We start from the raw sequence: 16,120 nt of genomic DNA, 5'->3' as shown, positions 1-16,120 counted from the left end.
CGTGCGGCGGGCGCCGCGCGGGGCGGGGGCCGGGGCGCGCTCTCGAGGTCCATGACCTCTGAATCCATCGCGGAGGACTCGTCGCTCGCGGGGGCCATGGTCCGGCGCTCCGCTTCGGGCGCGGGCCCTTGCGTGAGCTTCGACAGCTCCGTTTCGGAGAGCACCTTCGGGTCCGCCACGGAGTCACGCAGCGCCGCGAGGTCCACCTCGCCCGTGTCCGGCAGTCCCGCGGCGGTGACGGGAGCCACCAGCCCCGCCCGGATGAAGGGCTCTGGCGTTTCCACCGGAGCAACGGCCTTGGGCGGAGGACTGTCGGAGTCCCGTTTGCAACCCGAGGCGAGAAGCCCCATCAGCAACAGGAAGGCGGAAGCGCGGAGGAGTCGCATGCCCTGGAACGCTAGCCCATCCGCGTCTGGCCAGCGCACGACAGCCAAGACATGAAGGACCCATGACCGGGTCATGACGCAGTAGCTTCCCGGCCAGGGGGATGCCCATGGACTGGTCAGCGGCGCAGTACACGCGATTCGAAGACGAGCGGAACCGCCCCATCCGCGACCTGCTCGCGCGGGTTCCGGCGGCCGACGTGAAGCGCGCGGCGGACATCGGCTGCGGTCCCGGCAACTCCACGGAGCTGCTGCGCGCCCGCTTTCCAGGGGCCGCCGTCACCGGGATGGACAGCTCCCCGGACATGCTCGCCGCGGCGCGCAAGCGGCTGCCGGACGTCCGGTTCGACCTGGGAGACATCGCGACCTGGAGCGACCCGGGCCCCTACGACGTCATCCTCGCGAACGCGGTGCTGCAATGGGTGCCGGACCATTCCACGCTGATGCCCGCGCTGCTCGGCAAGCTGACGGCAGGTGGAAGCCTCGCGGTGCAGATGCCGGACAACCTGGATGAGCCGTCACACCGGCTGATGCGGGAGACCGGGAGCGCGGGGCCCTGGGCCGACAGGTTGATGGGAGCCGCGAACGCGCGGACGGTCCGCCATGACGCCGACTGGTACTTCCGCGTGCTGCGCGAGGCCGGGGCCACGGTGGACGTCTGGCGCACGACCTACTTCCACCCGCTGGCCAGCGGCGCGGCGGCGGTGGTGGAGTGGTTCAAGGGCTCGGGGCTGCGACCCTTCCTCGAACCGCTGGAGGCGGACGAAAAGACAGACTTCCTCGCCCGCTACCAGGCTGGGATTGCCCGGGCCTACCCTGCCCTGCCCGACGGAACGGTCCTGCTGCCCTTCCCCCGGCTGTTCATCGTCGCGACGCGATGGTGACCGTCACACGATGTCGAGCCCGTACTGCGCCGCCGTCAGGTACTGGAGCATGACGAAGTAGACGCTGGAGGAGGCCTTGTGGCCGGAGGCCCCCTGGTAGGACTTGATCATCTCGTTGCGCAGCGTCCGCAGTTGCAACTGGTTCTGCTTGCGGTTCTCCGTGAAGGGATTGCTGAGCTCCGTGACGATCCCACAGGCGCTGGCGAAGGCATCGAACGAGTCCCCGTCCATGTCTTCCACGACCGCGTAGGCGTCCTTCCGCCTTCCACTGCCCTTGACCACGTCCGCCCAGAGCTGCGCGCGCAACCGCGCCCGCTCTTCCGTGACGCTGGTGATGAGCGCGATCTTCAGGTGCGCCGCGAGCGCCTCCGCCCCCCACTCACCGCCCGGCCGCACCGACATCCCCCATGCGCCAGCAGGGTTGAAATCGAACGTGGGCCAGAAACCCGGGTCCGCGGGCAGGCCCATCCTGGCCTCCTTCCGGATGAGCCCGACGAGCCCCCTGCGTACCTCTTCGGGCTCATGCGCATCCGGGAAGGCGAGCGTGCAGTCCTTGAGGGGAATCTCCAGCCCCAGATGGGTGGGCGACGTGAGCGGATGGGTGACGCTCCCCACGAGCGAGTTCACGGCCGTCACGCCGGAGGTATTCACCTTCTTGCTGTTGTGAACGGCGTCGTACGGCGAGAAGTGGTGGAACACCTGCGGCGCCCCGCCGATGTGCAGCTCAAGCTTCTCCTTCGACTTCGACCCGAGCACGACGGGCGGCGCGGAGAGGGCGTAGCAGCAGACGCGCACCTGGTTCCGGATCTTCGCGTAGACCTTCTCCAGCAGCTCGCCGCCCGCCAGGTCGAGATACGCGCACTGCGCGAGCGCGCCCCCCAGGCTGTGGCCGGTGAAGATGATCTCCCGGGGCACCCGGCCGTGCAGCGCCTCCAGGCAGGCTGCCGCGAGCGATTCCTGGCAGCTCTCGTAGGCGTACCAGAAGCCGGCGGAGAGCGTCGCGTTGCTGAAGCGGCCGACACGGGCCTCCTTCAGGTGGTTCATGTCGGTGACCCAGTCCGGGCTCCCCGCGCTGTTGACCAGCGCCTGCCCCAGGGCGCGTCCGCCGCTGCCGCTCCGGCTCCCGCGAAAGACCACCACCAGCCGCTGGAGGTCGGGGTCGTAGATGGCGGCCCCCATCCAGCTGGCCCAGCCCGCCTTCGGGTGCGTCTGCGTCATCCCCGTCTTGCCCTGGAAATAGCAGCACCGCTTCGAGCCCGTCGCCTCCGGGTGCTCGAGGCCCAGCAGGGTCTGCTCTCCGAAGAGGCCCTGGACCTTCACGGGGATGTCCTCGCCCTCCAGGTCCACGCCCTTCGAGAACGAGATGGAGCGGTCAAGCTCCCTCGGCTGGAAGAGGATGTACGGCGAGGCGCCCGTACCTCCGCGATACACGACCCCGTTGCGGGGGTTCGGCGGAGTCCTCAAGTCGTATTCGATGGGATCGAACTTGTGGATGTCCGCTTCGCTGCCAAGCAGCTTGTGCACCTGGGCCAGCACCCGGTCCCGCGCGCCTTGCCACATCCCGGCCCCGTGGGATTCGTAGAACGGATCCATCGGGTAGACGCAGCCCTGGGCGTATGCCTTGTAGGCGAAGCGGCAGTACTCCAGCATCTCCAGCGCCGTCTGGGCATCGGGATGAGGCATTGGGTGACTCCTGGGGGGGCAAGCGTCCGGAGTCGAGGATCAAACGAGGGGCGCTGACTCGGAGTCAATGGAGCGGAGCCGACCCACGCGAGCGCTTCCTACCGGCCTGATTCTCGTCAGGAGCTGAATCCCCCGTGCAGCGTCCGCAGAGCTGATTCAACGAACCGGGTCCTGGACTCAGCTCCGAAAAGGAGCCGGGGGAGCTGGGCTCCGACGACCGCTTGCTGAAGCTCGACGTCAAGCCCCCCGTGACCTTGATGTTCGAGGCTCGGTTGGCGAAGCCAGTCCCCGATGCTCAGGGTGAACGTGAGGCGCAAGGGAGAGGAGCGCGCGATGACACTGGATGCGAGCACTACCGCGCTGCGCGAACGCATCGGGGAAATTCGAGCCGTCGACAACCACACCCATGCGAACACGGTCGAGCCCGGTGACACGGAGTCCGATGCCCTGCCCTTGGAGGTCTTGGGAGACTTTCCAGTTCCCGTGACACTGCGGCCGGAGAGTCCTGGCTGGCTGGCCGCATATCAAGCCCTCTACGGCTTCCCTCATGAGGAACTGAGCGACGCGCACTGGCCCGGGCTGCGGGCCACCATGCGGGCAATCGCCGAGCAGCACGGAGAGGGATTTCCCGAGTGGGTGCTGGACCGCATCGGAACAGAGGTGATGCTCGCGAACCGGGTGGGGATGGGACCGGGCCTCGCGCCGCCGCGCTTCCGTTGGGTGTCCTTCGTGGATGCGCTGATGCTGCCGCTCTCCACGCGGTCGGAGGCCGCCATCACGCCGGATCGCCGCAAGCTGTATCCACTGGAGGCATCGCTCTTGCGGCGCTACCTGGCGGAGCTGAAGGTCGAAGCGCCGCCGGCGACACTGGAGGCCTACCTGCGGACCGTGGTGACACCCACGCTGGAGCGTCACAAGCAGGCGGGGTGCGTCGCGGTGAAGTTCGAGGCGGCCCTGCTCCGCTCGCTGGACTTCGCCGACATCACTTCCCAAACCGCGGGGGGCGTGTACGCGCGCTACGTCGGCGGTGGAGAGCCGACACCTGCCGAGTACAAGGCGCTCCAGGACTTCCTGTTCCGGGAGATTTCACGCGAGGCCGGCCACCTGGGGATGGCGGTCCACATCCACTCGTTCGAGGGCCCTGGCGCGTACTACGAGGCCGCCGGAGCCGACCCGCTGCTTTTGGAACCGACCTTCAATGATCCGACGCTGCGCCACACCCGCTTCATCCTCGTCCATGGCGGCGGCATCCACGCCTCGCATGCGCGCGCGATGATGTGGAAGCCGAACGTCTACGTGGACACGTCCGCGATGGCGCTGCTCTATGCGCCCGAGACGCTGGCCGCGATCCTGCGAGACTGGTTGCGCCAGTTCCCCGACAAGGTGCTCTTCGGGACCGACGCCGCGTCTTTCGGGCCGGATACCGGCTGGGAGCTGGCCGCATGGATTGGAACGACCCAGACGCGGACCGCGCTGGCGATGGCACTCGGCGGCATGATTCGCGGCGGAGAAGTGAGTCGCGCCCGCGCCGAGGAGATCGCGACGATGGTGATGCGCACGAATGCCGGGGAACTCTACGGCCTGTCCCTCGCGGAGCGAGGCAGCAACCTCAAGTGCTCCAGGAGCGCGGCCCCCAGTGCGTCAGATGCTTCCAGCTGCGGGAAGTGACCTACGTCCTCCAACTCCAGCACTCGCGCCCGGGGCAAGGCCTGCCGCCAGCGTGACAGGTGCTCGGGCTTCACGACCTTGTCCGCCCTCCCCCAGACGACGAGCGCCGGAACGTCCGCGAGCCGCCCCAGGCCCTGTCCCTGCTCCTCCATCCACGGGCCTTCGTGGGAGATGGAGCGCGCGAAGCCCCAGGTGCCCATCCGTGACGCCCGGTCTGGAAACCGGGACATGAACGACTGGTGCAGCTCCCGCGTCAGCTTCGTGCGGCGGCCCCAGGACATCTTCACCAGCGTCCGAGCGGAGAAGTTCCAGGACAGGTACAGCCACCGCATCAGCGCGTTGTCGACGTTGGGGCCCTTCAGGTCCCACAGCCAACTCTGCACCACGGTGAGGCTCAGCACCCGCTCCGGCGCCGCGATGGCGAGCGGCAGCGCGATGGGCCCACCAAAGTCATGCACCACCAGGTGGAACGGCCCCAGCGCCTGCTGCTCCAACCATGAGCGCAGGTTCTCCACGTGCCAGGGCAGCGAATAGGTGCGCCAGTCCCCGGGCCTTTCGCTGTCCCCGAAGCCCAGGTGGTCCGGCGCGAGCACGCGGTACGACGGCGCGAGCTGCCGGGCCACCTCCCGCCACTCGCGCGAGGACGAGGGCGTCCCATGCACCAGCACCACCGGCGTGCCCTGCCCTTCCTCCCACCACGCCATCTCACCGCCAGGAACCTTCAGCCGCTTCATGGGGCGTCTGCCTTTCGCTTGCGAGAAGGAGCACCGGGCCACCTCCGGGCCGCGGCGCGAATCACCTTGGCGGCGGGGTAGCCGCCTTCGTGCTGCACGTATTGCTGGGAGATGCCCTCCACCAAGGCGAAGAGCACCCGCGCTTCAATGCCAGCCTCCGGCACCCCGCGCGCCGACAACGCCCGTTCCAGCCGCTGGTGCGTGGCCCCCAGGAAGTGCTCCAGCGGCAGCTTCAGCCGCGCCAGCACCTCTGGCTGGTGACGCAGGCCCTGACTCAGCCGCCAGAGGTCCCGGTGCGCATCCAGCATCTCCACGGCGGACGTGAGCAGGGCCGTGACGAACCCCCGCGCGGTGGGTTCGCGGTCCGCCGCCTCCAGCGTGTGCGCGACGTCCAGCATCGACGACTGCATCAGCGCCGTGAGCACCGCCTCCTTGGATTCGAAGTGCGAATAGAGCAGCCCCACCGCGATGTCCGCCTCCTGCGCGAGCGCGCGGACGCTGGTCCCATCAAAGCCGTGCCGGGAGAAGAGCCGCACCGCGGCCTGGAGCACGCGCTCGCGCGTCTTCTCCCGGAGGACTGCGTTGGCGTCGGCCGTACGAGGCATGCCCTACATCTTTGAGTGAACGTTCGCTCAATGTAAAGGGCGTCATGGAGAAGGCCCCAGCGGACGCTGGTCCGGCTCGACGAACCGGGTCCGCGCCTCGGCTCCGAAGAGGACCTCCCGCGAGTAGTAGTCCTCCAGGAGGTCCTTGCGCAGGAAGCGCGGGTTGCCGTCGATGAACGCGGTGAAGTCGCGTCCGGGCTCGGCCGCCGCTCGCTCACTGACGAGCCGGGCCCACGCGACCGTCACGGTCTCGTGGTACTTCTCCGGGACTCCGAGCTTGCCGGTCAGCGTCCGCAGGCCCGCGCGGGTGAGCTCCACCGCGGCCTCCCGGCCCGCCCTGCGCGTGTAGAGGTAGACCACCCGCACGTGGTCCAGATGCGCGAACCCGCTCACCTCTCCTCGTGAGAATCGTTCGAGAAAAACGCCGTCGTCCATGGCCGTCCTCCTATCACTACGAAAACGTACTACGATTTCGTAGCGAACGAAAGACGCTCAGGACAGGTCAGCCAGCCGCTTCATCAGCGCGGTGTGTCCCCGGACGGCGTCACGGCCCGCTTCCGCGAGCTTCGCGTCCACGCGCTTGAAGGCCGCCTCGGCCGCCTTGCACAGGGCATCACCGGAGGCGGTGTTCGCGACGAGCAGGGAGCGCCCGTCAGCGGGGTTGCGCGAGCGCCGCACATGTCCGTCCTTCTCCAGCCGCGACACCAGGCTGGTCGCCGTGGACGCACCGATGTGCAGCGTGGACATGACGCCGGTCATCGTCATGGGGCCCGGCGCGAGCGCGGACAGCAGGACCGCTTCGCCGGCACTGAGGCCGGTGGCTTCGAGCTCGGCCTCCAACAGCCTCGCCGCCTTGTGCCCGCCGACGAGCAGTCCAGCGGTCAACCCCACCATCGACTTCGATGCAGCCACCGTGCGTCCACCTCCGTCGGACCGCGGACTCTACCCTGCCCCGGTGCCTGGGGCCGCATTGACCGGTTTTCCAAGAAAAGCTAACTACACTGATTGTGCGAGGGCATCCGTCCCGGTGCCCGCACGTTCCCCGTGAGGCCGAATGAAACTGAAACTGACCCAGGCGGTGAGTGCTCTCTCCCTGCTGGCCGCGGCATGCGGCCCGATGCCCGAGGCACCGGAGTCCGACGGCGAGCAGATCGGTCAGACGGCGCAGATGATCCGCCGGACCCGCGCCGTCCCCGGCGAGTACATCGTCGTCCTGCGTGACGCCTCGCAGGAGGTCCGGCAGCTGGGCCCGGCGAACATCGCCCAGGAGCTGGTGTCCCTCAACGGCGGCAGGGTGCTGCGGACCTACGAGCACACCATCCGCGGCTTCCTGGCGAACATGAGCGAGGCGGAGGCCCAGCGCCTCCTGTCCGACCCTCGCGTGGCGTACGTGCAGGAGAACGGCCTCATCCACGTGTCGGCGACGCAGACCAGCGCGACCTGGGGCATCGACCGCATCGACCAGCGGGACCTGCCGCGCAACAGCTCCTACACGTACAACGTCGACGGCACCGGCGTACACGCGTACGTCATCGACACCGGCATCCGGCAGACCCACACCGAGTTCACCGGCCGCATCGGCAACGGCTACGACTTCATCGACAACGACAGCGACCCGTCCGACTGCCATGGCCACGGCACGCACGTGTCGGGCACGGTGGGCGGTACCACCTGGGGCGTGGCGAAGAAGGTCACCCTCCACGGCGTGCGGGTGCTCGACTGCACGGGCTACGGCAACGACGCGCAGGTCATCGGCGGTATCGACTGGGTGGCGGCCAACCACGTCAAGCCCGCCGTCGCCAACATGAGCCTGGGCGATGTCGGCATCCAGGCCATCGATGACGCGACGGAGCGGTTGATTGCCGCAGGCGTCACGACGGTGGTCGCCGCCGGCAACGACAGCGCCAACGCATGCAACTACTCGCCCGCCCGTGCGGCCAACGCCATCACCGTGGGCTCCACCACCAGCAGCGATGGCCGCTCGTCGTTCTCCAACTACGGGACCTGCGTGGACATCTTCGCGCCGGGCTCGAGCATCACCTCGGCCTCCAACTCCGGCAACTCGTCGAGCACCTCGATGAGCGGCACGTCCATGGCCTCGCCGCACGTGGCCGGCGCCGCGGCGCTCTACCTGGGCGCCAACCCCAGCGCGACGCCCGCCCAGGTGCGTGACGCGCTGGTGAACAACGCCACGCCGAACAAGGTCACCAGCCCGGGGACCGGCTCGCCCAACAAGCTGCTGTACACGCTCTTCATCACCGGGGGCGGCGGCAGTGACACCACCCCGCCCACCACGTCCATCACCTCGCCGGCGGGCGGCGCCACGCTGAGCGGCACCGCGACCCTGAGCGCCAACGCCTCCGACAACGTGGGCGTGTCGCGCGTGGAGTTCTACTCGGGCACCACGCTGCTGGGCACGGCGACGGCCGCTCCGTACAGCTTCGCGTGGAACACGACGGCGGTGGCCAACGGCACCTACGCGCTGACCACGAAGGCGTACGACGCGGCGAACAACGTGGGCACGTCCGCCACGGTGTCGGTGACGGTGAACAACGGCACGGGCAGCTGCTCCATCACCGAGCAGCTCCTGCTCAACGCGGGCTTCGAGAGCGGCAACACGGGCTGGACCACCTCGTCGGGCGTCATTGACGGCACCACGTCCGGCAGCGCGCCGCGCACGGGCACGTACAAGGCCTACCTGAACGGCTACGGCAGCACGCGCACCGAGTTCGCCTGGCAGGACGTCACCATCCCCGCCACGGCGTGCAGCGCCACGCTCAGCTTCTGGACGCGCATCACCACGGCGGAGACGACGGCCTCGACGGCCTACGACAAGCTGGCCATCACGGTCCGCAACAGCGCGGGCACGGTGCTGGCGACGCTGGCCACGTACAGCAACCTGGACAAGGGCACGGCCTACGTGCAGCGCACGTTCAACCTGGCCGCGTACAAGGGCCAGACCGTCCGCATCTACTTCAACGGCACGGAGGACTCGTCGCTGCAGACGAGCTTCTTCATTGACGACACCGAGCTGACCGTCGTCCGGTAGTCCTCCGGACAGGACGTCCGGCGACAATTCGAAGTCCTGGGCCCAGCAACCGCACCCGGTTGCTGGGCTTCTTCTTTCGTGCCCGGAGCGGGGCTAGCTGAAGAAGCTGACCCGGCACTCGACATACTTCGACAGGTAGCCCGACCTGCGCAGGTAGAAGTCGAACCACTTGCTGAACTTCGTCAGGCGCGGATCCGAGGGGCTCACGGCGAAGTCGTCGACGAGGCGGCTGCGGGGCAGCGCGGGGGTGGGCGCGGTGCTCCACCCCTGGAGCGAGCTGCTCTTCTTGCTCAACTGGAGCATGGCGACTTCGTGCAGCCCATCCCCCGGAAACCGGGGCCCCGTCTCGATCCCGAGGCTCGTCAGGTTGACGTTGGATTTCTCGCTGCTGGCGGACAGGGGGAGCGTTTGGAGCGGGAAGACGACCTCCCCGAAGTTGGGGTCCATGAAGATCAGGTTCTTCCCATCCATGTACGACGCGACGGCGTGATTGGAGCCGCTCACATCCTCCTTCTTCCGCTTGAGCGACATCAGGCAGATCCTGCCGCCGGCGACGTGGGAGAGAAAGGTCTCCACGATCGCGTCGTCACTGGCGATCTTGAAGGACTTCGACTCCCGCAGGCTCACCGCGTCCAAATAGCTGGCGATGTATTCCTGCCTGTCTTCGGACTCCCCGAAGCCAGTCTTGCCGCGGCCATGCGCTTCCGCCTGCGTCATGGCGATGTGCTCGATGCCTTCCTGGGTCTTGCACCAGTCCCAGAACGTGTCCTTCTTGTTGATCAGGGCGCCCAGCCAGACCATCGAGAACCCCAGACAGACGCCTCTCCGGACCCCTTCGTGGGCCTGCTGGAAGGCACTCATGTACTCCGACTGGCTGTAGGTCTGGGTCTGGGTTCCGTCGTGAGCCTGGGCGCTGGCGAACAAGTTCATGGTCCGCGAATATACCCGAGCGACGTCCCCTCACGACGCCACGAGCCCATGGCCCCGGACCTTGTCCGGCGTGGTGCCTGTCATCCGCCGGAACATCGCGATGAAGGCCGACGCGCTGCTGTAGCCCAGGTCCAGCGCGATGGCCTCCACCGTGTGGCCCTGCTCCAGCATCGCGAGCGCCTTGACCACGCGCAGGCGCTGGCGCCATTCGCTGAACGACAGCCCCAGCTGCTGCTGACAGCGCCGCTCCAGCGTGCGTTCGGTGGTGTGCAGCGCCTGGGCCCACTCGGCCAGGGAGCGCTCATCCTCCGGATGCTGCTCCAGGGCCGTGAGGGCCGGCTCCAGGAGCGGATCATCGGACATGGGCAGGTAGCTGCCGTGGGCGGGGGCCAGCGTCAGCTGGTCGATGAGCACCCGGAACACCCTGCGCTCGGCGCTGGTGCGGGGATGCGCCAGGGCCTGGGTGCGCAGGTGTTCCAGCAAGGACTTCACCAGCGGGCTGACCGCCATCGCGCACGCCGTCCTGGGCAGTCCCCGGCACCACTCGGCGGCGAGGTAGAGCGAACAATGACTCGCCTCGAAGCGGTTCATGCCCCGGTGTTCCACGTCAGGTGGGAGCCAGATGCCGTACTGCGGGGGCGCGAGGTAGTGGCTGCCCGCCAGCTTGAGCTCCATCACTCCACTGAAGGCGTAGACGAACTCGCCCCAGGGATGCCGGTGCTGGGGATAGGTCGCCGCCGCGGGCAGGCTCGCCGAGCGGAAATACACGGGGTGTGGAAGCTTTGAGGTGAAGGGAACTTGCAGCTGCTTCGCCATGGCGGCTTCTCGGTACGGGTTGTCGGAACCTCGCTATATCCATCAGCCCCGCCAGTCGCATGATGAAGGCATGAGTTCTCATCGGAAACCCGCGGACGGCTTCGCGCTCGCGACCATGGTCGTGTTGTGCGCCATCTGGGGCATGCAGCAGGTGGCCGTCAAACTGGCCGCTCCCCACATCCCGAACCTGATGCAGATGGCGCTGCGCTCGGGCCTGGCCGCGCTGCTCGTGGCGCTGATGTGCTGGATGCGGGGCGAGCGGGGGCTGCTGCGGCGTGGCCCCTGGCGCGCGGGCATGCTCGTGGGCGTGCTCTTCGCCTCGGAGTTCCTCTTCGTGGGTGAGGGGCTGCGCCACACGCACGCCTCGCACATGGGCGTCTTCCTCTACACCGCCCCCGTCTTCTCGGCGCTGGGCCTGCACTGGTTCGTGCCCTCCGAGCGGCTGAAGGGGACCCAATGGCTTGGCATCGGCGTGGCCTTCGCGGGCATCGCGGTCGCCTTTGGCGGCGGCTGGCTCCGGGGAGGCCTGAGCCCGGACGTGCTCCTGGGGGATGCGATGGGATTGATCGCGGGCCTGTCCTGGGGCGCCACCACGGTGGTGATCCGCATGTCGGCGCTGTCGGACGCACCGCCCACGCAGACGCTGCTGTACCAGCTGGTGGGCGGCGTCGCGCTGCTGCTGCCCGTGGCCCTGCTCACGGGCCAGGCGGGCCCCATCACGATGGCGCCCGTGGCCTGGGCGAGCCTGCTCTTCCAGGGCGTCATCGTCTGCTTCGCCAGCTACCTCACCTGGTTCTGGCTCCTGCGCCGCTATCTCGCGTCCAACCTGTCGGTCTTCTCGTTCATGACGCCGCTGTTCGGCGTCAGCGCGGGCATCTTCGTGCTGAACGAACAGGCGGACCTCTCCTTCGCCGTGGGGGCGGTGCTGGTCCTCACCGGAATCCTCATCGTGAGTGGCGCGGGCCTGCTGCGCTCCGCGTCCGCGTTGAAACCAGGCGCGACGTGAGTCCCCGGTGAGGCCAGGACGCCGCCTCACATCGCCGCGTAGGCGCGGGCCAGCTCGTCGGCGAAGTCCTCGAAGCGCGTGGGCGTCGTGTTCGCGGGCGTGCGTCCCTCCAACGACCGGACGCGCCCGTCGTTGATGGCCTGGGCCAGCTCCACGTAGAGGCGCGCCAGGTCCTGGGAGAAACCACCTTCGATAAGCGCCGCAGCCATGTCGTCCGGCGGGAGCTTCACATACGGCAGCTCCGGCTGGCCGATGCGCTCCCCGAGGATGCGTGTCGCCTCGGCGTAGCTCAAGTCGCGGGGGCCCAAGAGCTCGCGCACCACGAAGCCCTTCCAGTCCCGCACGCGGAGCGCCGTCGCCGCCGCGTCGGCGATGTCCCGCGTCGCGATCATCGGGATGGGGCGCGCCGGCTCGACGACGTCCGCGGCGAGGCCCTGGTGGCGGATGACCGGCAGCACGTCGAAGAAGTTCTCGAAGAACGAACCCGCGCGCAGCACCAGCACGTTCACGCCCGTGAGCGTGCGCAGCCGCGCCTCCTGCGCGTGCAGGCTGTCCACGGGGCCTGTGCCCGTCCCCTGGTCCGCGCCCACGCTGCTCAGCGCGACCACATGGCCCACACCGCCTTCCCGCACGGCGGTGACGACGGCCTCGCCCATCCGGGCCTGCTGCGCGCGGTAGTCCTCCACGCGGAGGTCATACGGCAACAGGGTGTAGGCCCCGCTGGCGCCCCGGAACGCCTCCGTGAGGAAGCCCGCGTCGCTGGAGTCCCCGACGCGCACCTCCGCGCCAGCGCGAACCAGCGCGGCCAGTGACGCCTCCGAACGTCCGATGGCGCGCACCGGCTCGCCCGCGCGCAGCAATGCCTCCACGACCCTCTTCCCAGTGCGACCGGTGGCTCCCATGACGACAATCATTCCGCGACCTCCCTCTGAACGGGTGACTTGCATGGCGTCCAATATCGGCGCGACGTGGAGGCATCTCAATGACAGCAGGTCCAGGATTCATGCCCGAACGTCCAGGCCGCTGGACGCTGCGCGCCCGCCTCCCCCACACTCCCCGGTATGGATGAACGGGACGTCTGGCGCTCGGTGGATCCGCTCGGAGAAGCACTGCACCTGCTGCGCATGCGCGGGGCGTTCTGCTGCAACTCCGAGTTCTCCGCGCCCTGGGGGCTCGCGCTGCCAGCGATCCCCGAGTGCATGATGTTCCACGTCGTGACATCGGGTCGCGGCTGGCTCGAGGTCGAGGGCCGCGAGCGCGTCCTGCTCCAGCCCGGCGACCTCGCGCTGGTGCGGCAGGGCCTCCGCCACTCGCTGGTGAGCGAGCCCGGCACCCCCACGGCTCCGCTGTTCGACCTGCCGCGTGAGGCGCTCAGTGAACGCTACGAGCGCCTCCGCCACGGAGGTGCCGGCGCCATGACGACGATGGTCTGCGGCGCGGTCCGCTTCGACCACCCGACCGCGCGCCATTTCGTCGGCCTGCTGCCCGAGGTCATCCACGTCGCCGCCGCCCACACGCCGAACCCCGAGTGGTTGCACGGAACCCTCCGGTTCATGGCGGCGGAAGCCGAGGCGCTCCGGCCCGGAGGCGAAACCGTGGTCACCCGGCTGGCGGACATCCTGGTCATCCAGACCCTCCGCGCGTGGCTGGCGAACGCACCGGAGGCAAGGATGGGCTGGCTTGGCGCGCTCCAGGATCCGCGGGTGGGACGCGCCCTCGTGCTCATCCACCGCGACCCCGCGCGCGACTGGACGCTGGCGGCGCTGGCGAAGGAGGCCGCCATGTCACGCTCCGCCTTCGCGGCGCGCTTCACCCAGCGCGTCGGAATGTCCGCGATGCAGTACCTGGTGCACTGGCGAATGCAGGTCGCCGCATCGCTGCTGCGCGAAGAAGCTGCCGGACTCGCGGACGTGGCCAGCCGCCTCGGCTACCAGTCCGAGGCCGCCTTCAGCCGGGCGTTCAAACGCTGTCTCGGCGTCGCCCCCGGCACGTTCCGTCGCGACGCGGAGACTCGCGGCGGAGCGCTTCGCCTCCTGGAGGACTGACCGATATCGCCATGGCAGTGCGCATGTGCGCCTCCTCATCGGCTCTGGAGCATTTTGACATCATGAACATGACGTGTCACAACGTTCCAAATGCCAGCCGCAATGACCGAGGAAGAGGCGGCGGAGCGCCGCTCGAAGGTCCTGCAAGCCGCACGGTGGTGTTTCCTGAACTTCGGCTTCGCGAAGACCTCGTTCGAGGACATCGCGAAGCGCGCGGAGATCTCGCGGACGCTGCTCTACCGGATCTTCAAGGACAAGGAAGACCTCTTCACGGCCGTCTTCGCGCACTGGCTGCTGGCGCTCCACCCTGAAGCGCAGCAGGCCGCCAAAGGTCCGGGCAGTCCCTACGAGCGCCTGATCAACGTCTGCAGGTTGCTGGTGCTTGACCCCTGGTCCGACCTGGTCGCGGCACCGATGGGGGCTGAGTTCCATGACGTCTGCGCGCGGCTGGATCCCGACATCGAGGCACGCCATCACAAGGTCGCGCTCCAGTGCGTGACGGCAATCCTGGGGGATGAGGAGAAGGCTGAAGTCTTCCTGCTCTCTCTTGATGGCCTCCTGGCGGATGAACCCGCGACGGCGGTGCTCGAGCGGCGCCTGCGCATCCTCGCGGAACGTTTCGTTCCACCCACGAAAGAGAAGGGCCGGCGACCATGAAGATCATCCTCTTTGGCGCATCCGGCATGGTCGGCGCGGGGGCCCTGCGCGAAGCACTCAATGCCCCCAAGGTCGAGTCCGTGCTGAGCATCGGGCGCCGCTCGTGCGGCGTGACGCATCCCAAGCTGCGTGAGCTGCTCCTTCAGGATCTGTTCGACTTCGCGGCCGTGGAGGACCAGCTCGTCGGCTACGACGCCTGCATCTGGGCCGTGGGCATCAGCTCGGTCGGACTCGATGAGGCGGCCTACGCGCGAGTGACCGAAGAGCTGACGCTCGTCTGGGCCCGTGCCCTCCTGCGTCTCAATCCCGGGCTCTCCTTCTGCTACTGCTCCGCTGCCGGCGCCGGTGGGAAATCGATGTGGGCACGCGTGCGGCAGCGGGTCGAGGGCGCGCTCCAGTCCATGCCGTTCCGGCATGCCGGCGCCGTCAGGCCCGCCTTCATCCGGCCGGGACCGGGCATCCGGAGCCGCGTGCGGATCTATCAGGCCGGCATCGTCCTGCTGACACCGGTCTTCCCCCTCTTCGGGCGCCTCTTCCCTTCCCTGTTCACGACGTCGGAGCGGCTCGGGCGCGCCATGCTGCGCGTCGTGGAAGGACGGGCCGACCGGTTCATCCTCGAGTCCGCGGACATCAACCGGGTCGGGGCCCAGACGTGATGGCGCGGTACGCGAAGCTCGGGGCGGTCGTCCTGGTGATTGGCATGCTCGGGCTCGCCTACCACCTGGGCATCTTCACGCAGGCCGCCGACCCGAAGACCCTCGCGCGAACGCTCGTCGAGATGGGGCCGTGGGGATATCTCGCGTTCGTCGCTGCCTATACCGTCCTGCAACCATTCGGCGTCCCCGGGACGGTCTTCATCGTCGCGGCACCGCTGATCTGGCCGTGGCGGACGGCTTTCGTGCTCTCGATGGCCGGGACGATGGCCGCCAGCGTCGTCGGCTTCTCGTTCGCGCGCTTCGTGGCGAAGGACTGGGTTTCGGCGCACATCCCGGCGCGGCTCCGCAAGTACGACGACGCGCTCGAAAAGAACGCATTCCAGACCGTCGTCCTGCTGCGGCTGATCCTCTGGATGCCGCAGGTGCTGCACTCCTTCCTCGGCGTCTCGAAGGTGGGGTTCTGGACCCACTTCTGGGGTTCGCTTCTTGGCTACATCCCGCCGCTGTTGCTCGTCAGCTACCTCGGCGGGGAGATGTTCGACGCGTCAGGGAACATGCAGCCCGGCGCGTGGCCGATTCTCACCGGCCTGTTCATCGCTTCGCTGCTCATCGCCGCGCTCGCCCGAGCCTATGAGCGGTGCCGTCGCCTCGCTTGACTGAGCAAGAAGCGCCGCGCCGAGGTTGCAGCTCGCGCGGCGTGCGAATGTGAATGGCCTGCTCCATGCGGCGTCACCGGATGGGAACGTGCTCGATCCTTCGGACGGCACCCTGGTGCACGACTGGCCCGTTGCCACGGTCGAGGCTCCTCCCGAGTTCATCCAGTCCTCCCCCGCGCCCACGGCTGGCTCCACGCCGCCGGAGGCACCACGCCGGAAGGAGAGGACAGGAGCGGTGCTCAAGCGGAACAACTGCGCGCCGTCTCCATTCCAGCGTCGTGAACACCCATGTCGAGGATGGCGCGTGCAGGCCGGCGCCGTTGGCCTGTCTGTCCTGGAACGCGCTAC

General features: G+C 68.4%; 16 protein-coding genes and 1 pseudogene. 8 read left to right on the top strand and 9 right to left on the bottom strand.

What is annotated here, in order from left to right:
• Positions 1–386, bottom strand: a pseudogene (locus D7W81_RS41965) (hypothetical protein); the annotation flags it as partial.
• 107 nt (positions 387–493) lie between these two features.
• Here D7W81_RS41965 and tam point away from each other — a divergent pair.
• Positions 494–1,267, top strand: coding sequence for a trans-aconitate 2-methyltransferase (tam, locus tag D7W81_RS13035; protein ID WP_120555689.1), 774 nt, complete (start codon positions 494–496; stop codon positions 1,265–1,267).
• A gap of 3 nt (positions 1,268–1,270) precedes the next feature.
• Here the strand turns inward: tam and D7W81_RS13030 are convergent, their stop codons facing one another.
• Positions 1,271–2,950 carry a lipase family protein gene (locus tag D7W81_RS13030; RefSeq protein ID WP_120555684.1) on the bottom strand — a complete coding sequence of 560 codons (1,680 nt, stop codon included), beginning with the start codon at positions 2,948–2,950 and terminating at the stop codon, positions 1,271–1,273.
• 333 nt (positions 2,951–3,283) lie between these two features.
• On the opposite strand from D7W81_RS13030, the gene D7W81_RS13025 reads away from it, so the two are divergent.
• Positions 3,284–4,618, top strand: coding sequence for an amidohydrolase family protein (locus D7W81_RS13025; RefSeq protein WP_158621580.1), 1,335 nt, complete (start codon positions 3,284–3,286; stop codon positions 4,616–4,618).
• Here D7W81_RS13025 and D7W81_RS13020 read toward each other — a convergent pair.
• The 4 genes from D7W81_RS13020 to D7W81_RS13005 are packed head-to-tail and all read right to left on the bottom strand — an operon-like array spanning position 4,525 to position 6,869.
• A complete protein-coding gene (locus D7W81_RS13020; protein WP_120555682.1) occupies positions 4,525–5,352 on the bottom strand; it encodes an alpha/beta fold hydrolase in 828 nt (275 codons plus the stop codon). The two genes, D7W81_RS13025 and D7W81_RS13020, sit on opposite strands and share 94 nt — an antisense overlap.
• Complete coding sequence (locus tag D7W81_RS13015) at positions 5,349–5,957, bottom strand: TetR/AcrR family transcriptional regulator (protein ID WP_120555681.1); 609 nt, start codon at positions 5,955–5,957, stop codon at positions 5,349–5,351. The genes D7W81_RS13020 and D7W81_RS13015 overlap by 4 nt, the downstream gene beginning before the upstream one ends.
• 42 nt (positions 5,958–5,999) lie before the next feature.
• Positions 6,000–6,392 (bottom strand): hypothetical protein, encoded by a 393-nt coding sequence (locus D7W81_RS13010; RefSeq protein WP_147445462.1) that lies wholly within the window; start codon positions 6,390–6,392, stop codon positions 6,000–6,002.
• Between the two features lie 57 nt (positions 6,393–6,449).
• Positions 6,450–6,869: a MarR family winged helix-turn-helix transcriptional regulator gene (locus D7W81_RS13005; RefSeq protein WP_208721283.1), complete on the bottom strand. Its 420-nt coding sequence runs from the start codon at positions 6,867–6,869 to the stop codon at positions 6,450–6,452.
• Between the two features lie 142 nt (positions 6,870–7,011).
• Here D7W81_RS13005 and D7W81_RS13000 point away from each other — a divergent pair, with 142 nt between their 5' ends.
• Positions 7,012–9,006 carry a S8 family serine peptidase gene (locus tag D7W81_RS13000; protein WP_120555678.1) on the top strand — a complete coding sequence of 665 codons (1,995 nt, stop codon included), beginning with the start codon at positions 7,012–7,014 and terminating at the stop codon, positions 9,004–9,006.
• 93 nt (positions 9,007–9,099) lie between these two features.
• On the opposite strand, the gene D7W81_RS12995 is transcribed toward D7W81_RS13000, so the two are convergent.
• Both D7W81_RS12995 and D7W81_RS12990 read right to left on the bottom strand, forming a co-directional pair.
• Complete coding sequence (locus tag D7W81_RS12995; RefSeq protein WP_120555677.1) at positions 9,100–9,936, bottom strand: YopT-type cysteine protease domain-containing protein; 837 nt, start codon at positions 9,934–9,936, stop codon at positions 9,100–9,102.
• A gap of 30 nt (positions 9,937–9,966) precedes the next feature.
• Complete coding sequence (locus D7W81_RS12990; protein ID WP_244227184.1) at positions 9,967–10,704, bottom strand: AraC family transcriptional regulator; 738 nt, start codon at positions 10,702–10,704, stop codon at positions 9,967–9,969.
• A 118-nt stretch (positions 10,705–10,822) separates the two neighbouring features.
• On the opposite strand from D7W81_RS12990, the gene D7W81_RS12985 reads away from it, so the two are divergent.
• Entirely contained in the window at positions 10,823–11,758 is a 936-nt protein-coding gene (locus D7W81_RS12985; protein WP_120555675.1) for a DMT family transporter, read from the top strand.
• 26 nt (positions 11,759–11,784) lie between these two features.
• Here the strand turns inward: D7W81_RS12985 and D7W81_RS12980 are convergent, their stop codons facing one another.
• On the bottom strand, positions 11,785–12,660 hold the full coding sequence (locus D7W81_RS12980) for an NmrA family NAD(P)-binding protein (protein ID WP_279637815.1): 876 nt from the start codon (positions 12,658–12,660) through the stop codon (positions 11,785–11,787).
• Between the two features lie 159 nt (positions 12,661–12,819).
• Between D7W81_RS12980 and D7W81_RS12975 the strand changes: the two genes are divergently transcribed.
• The 4 genes from D7W81_RS12975 (at position 12,820) to D7W81_RS12960 (ending at position 15,772) form a co-directional block, all read left to right on the top strand.
• The gene (locus tag D7W81_RS12975; protein WP_120555673.1) at positions 12,820–13,803 is read left to right on the top strand and encodes an AraC family transcriptional regulator; all 984 of its coding nucleotides are present in this window, start codon (positions 12,820–12,822) and stop codon (positions 13,801–13,803) included.
• Positions 13,804–13,905: 102 nt separating this feature from the next.
• Positions 13,906–14,460: a TetR/AcrR family transcriptional regulator gene (locus D7W81_RS12970; RefSeq protein WP_120555672.1), complete on the top strand. Its 555-nt coding sequence runs from the start codon at positions 13,906–13,908 to the stop codon at positions 14,458–14,460.
• A complete protein-coding gene (locus tag D7W81_RS12965) occupies positions 14,457–15,116 on the top strand; it encodes a Rossmann-fold NAD(P)-binding domain-containing protein (RefSeq protein ID WP_120555671.1) in 660 nt (219 codons plus the stop codon). Before D7W81_RS12970 ends, D7W81_RS12965 begins: the two co-directional genes overlap by 4 nt.
• Positions 15,116–15,772: a TVP38/TMEM64 family protein gene (locus D7W81_RS12960; RefSeq protein WP_120555670.1), complete on the top strand. Its 657-nt coding sequence runs from the start codon at positions 15,116–15,118 to the stop codon at positions 15,770–15,772. Before D7W81_RS12965 ends, D7W81_RS12960 begins: the two co-directional genes overlap by 1 nt.
• Positions 15,773–16,120 lie beyond the last annotated feature (348 nt).

It is taken from the genome of Corallococcus aberystwythensis, assembly GCF_003612165.1.
GTDB lineage: Bacteria > Myxococcota > Myxococcia > Myxococcales > Myxococcaceae > Corallococcus > Corallococcus aberystwythensis.
The sequence above is the reverse complement of the archived record's forward strand: the minus strand, read 5'-3'. Positions and strand labels throughout refer to the sequence as shown.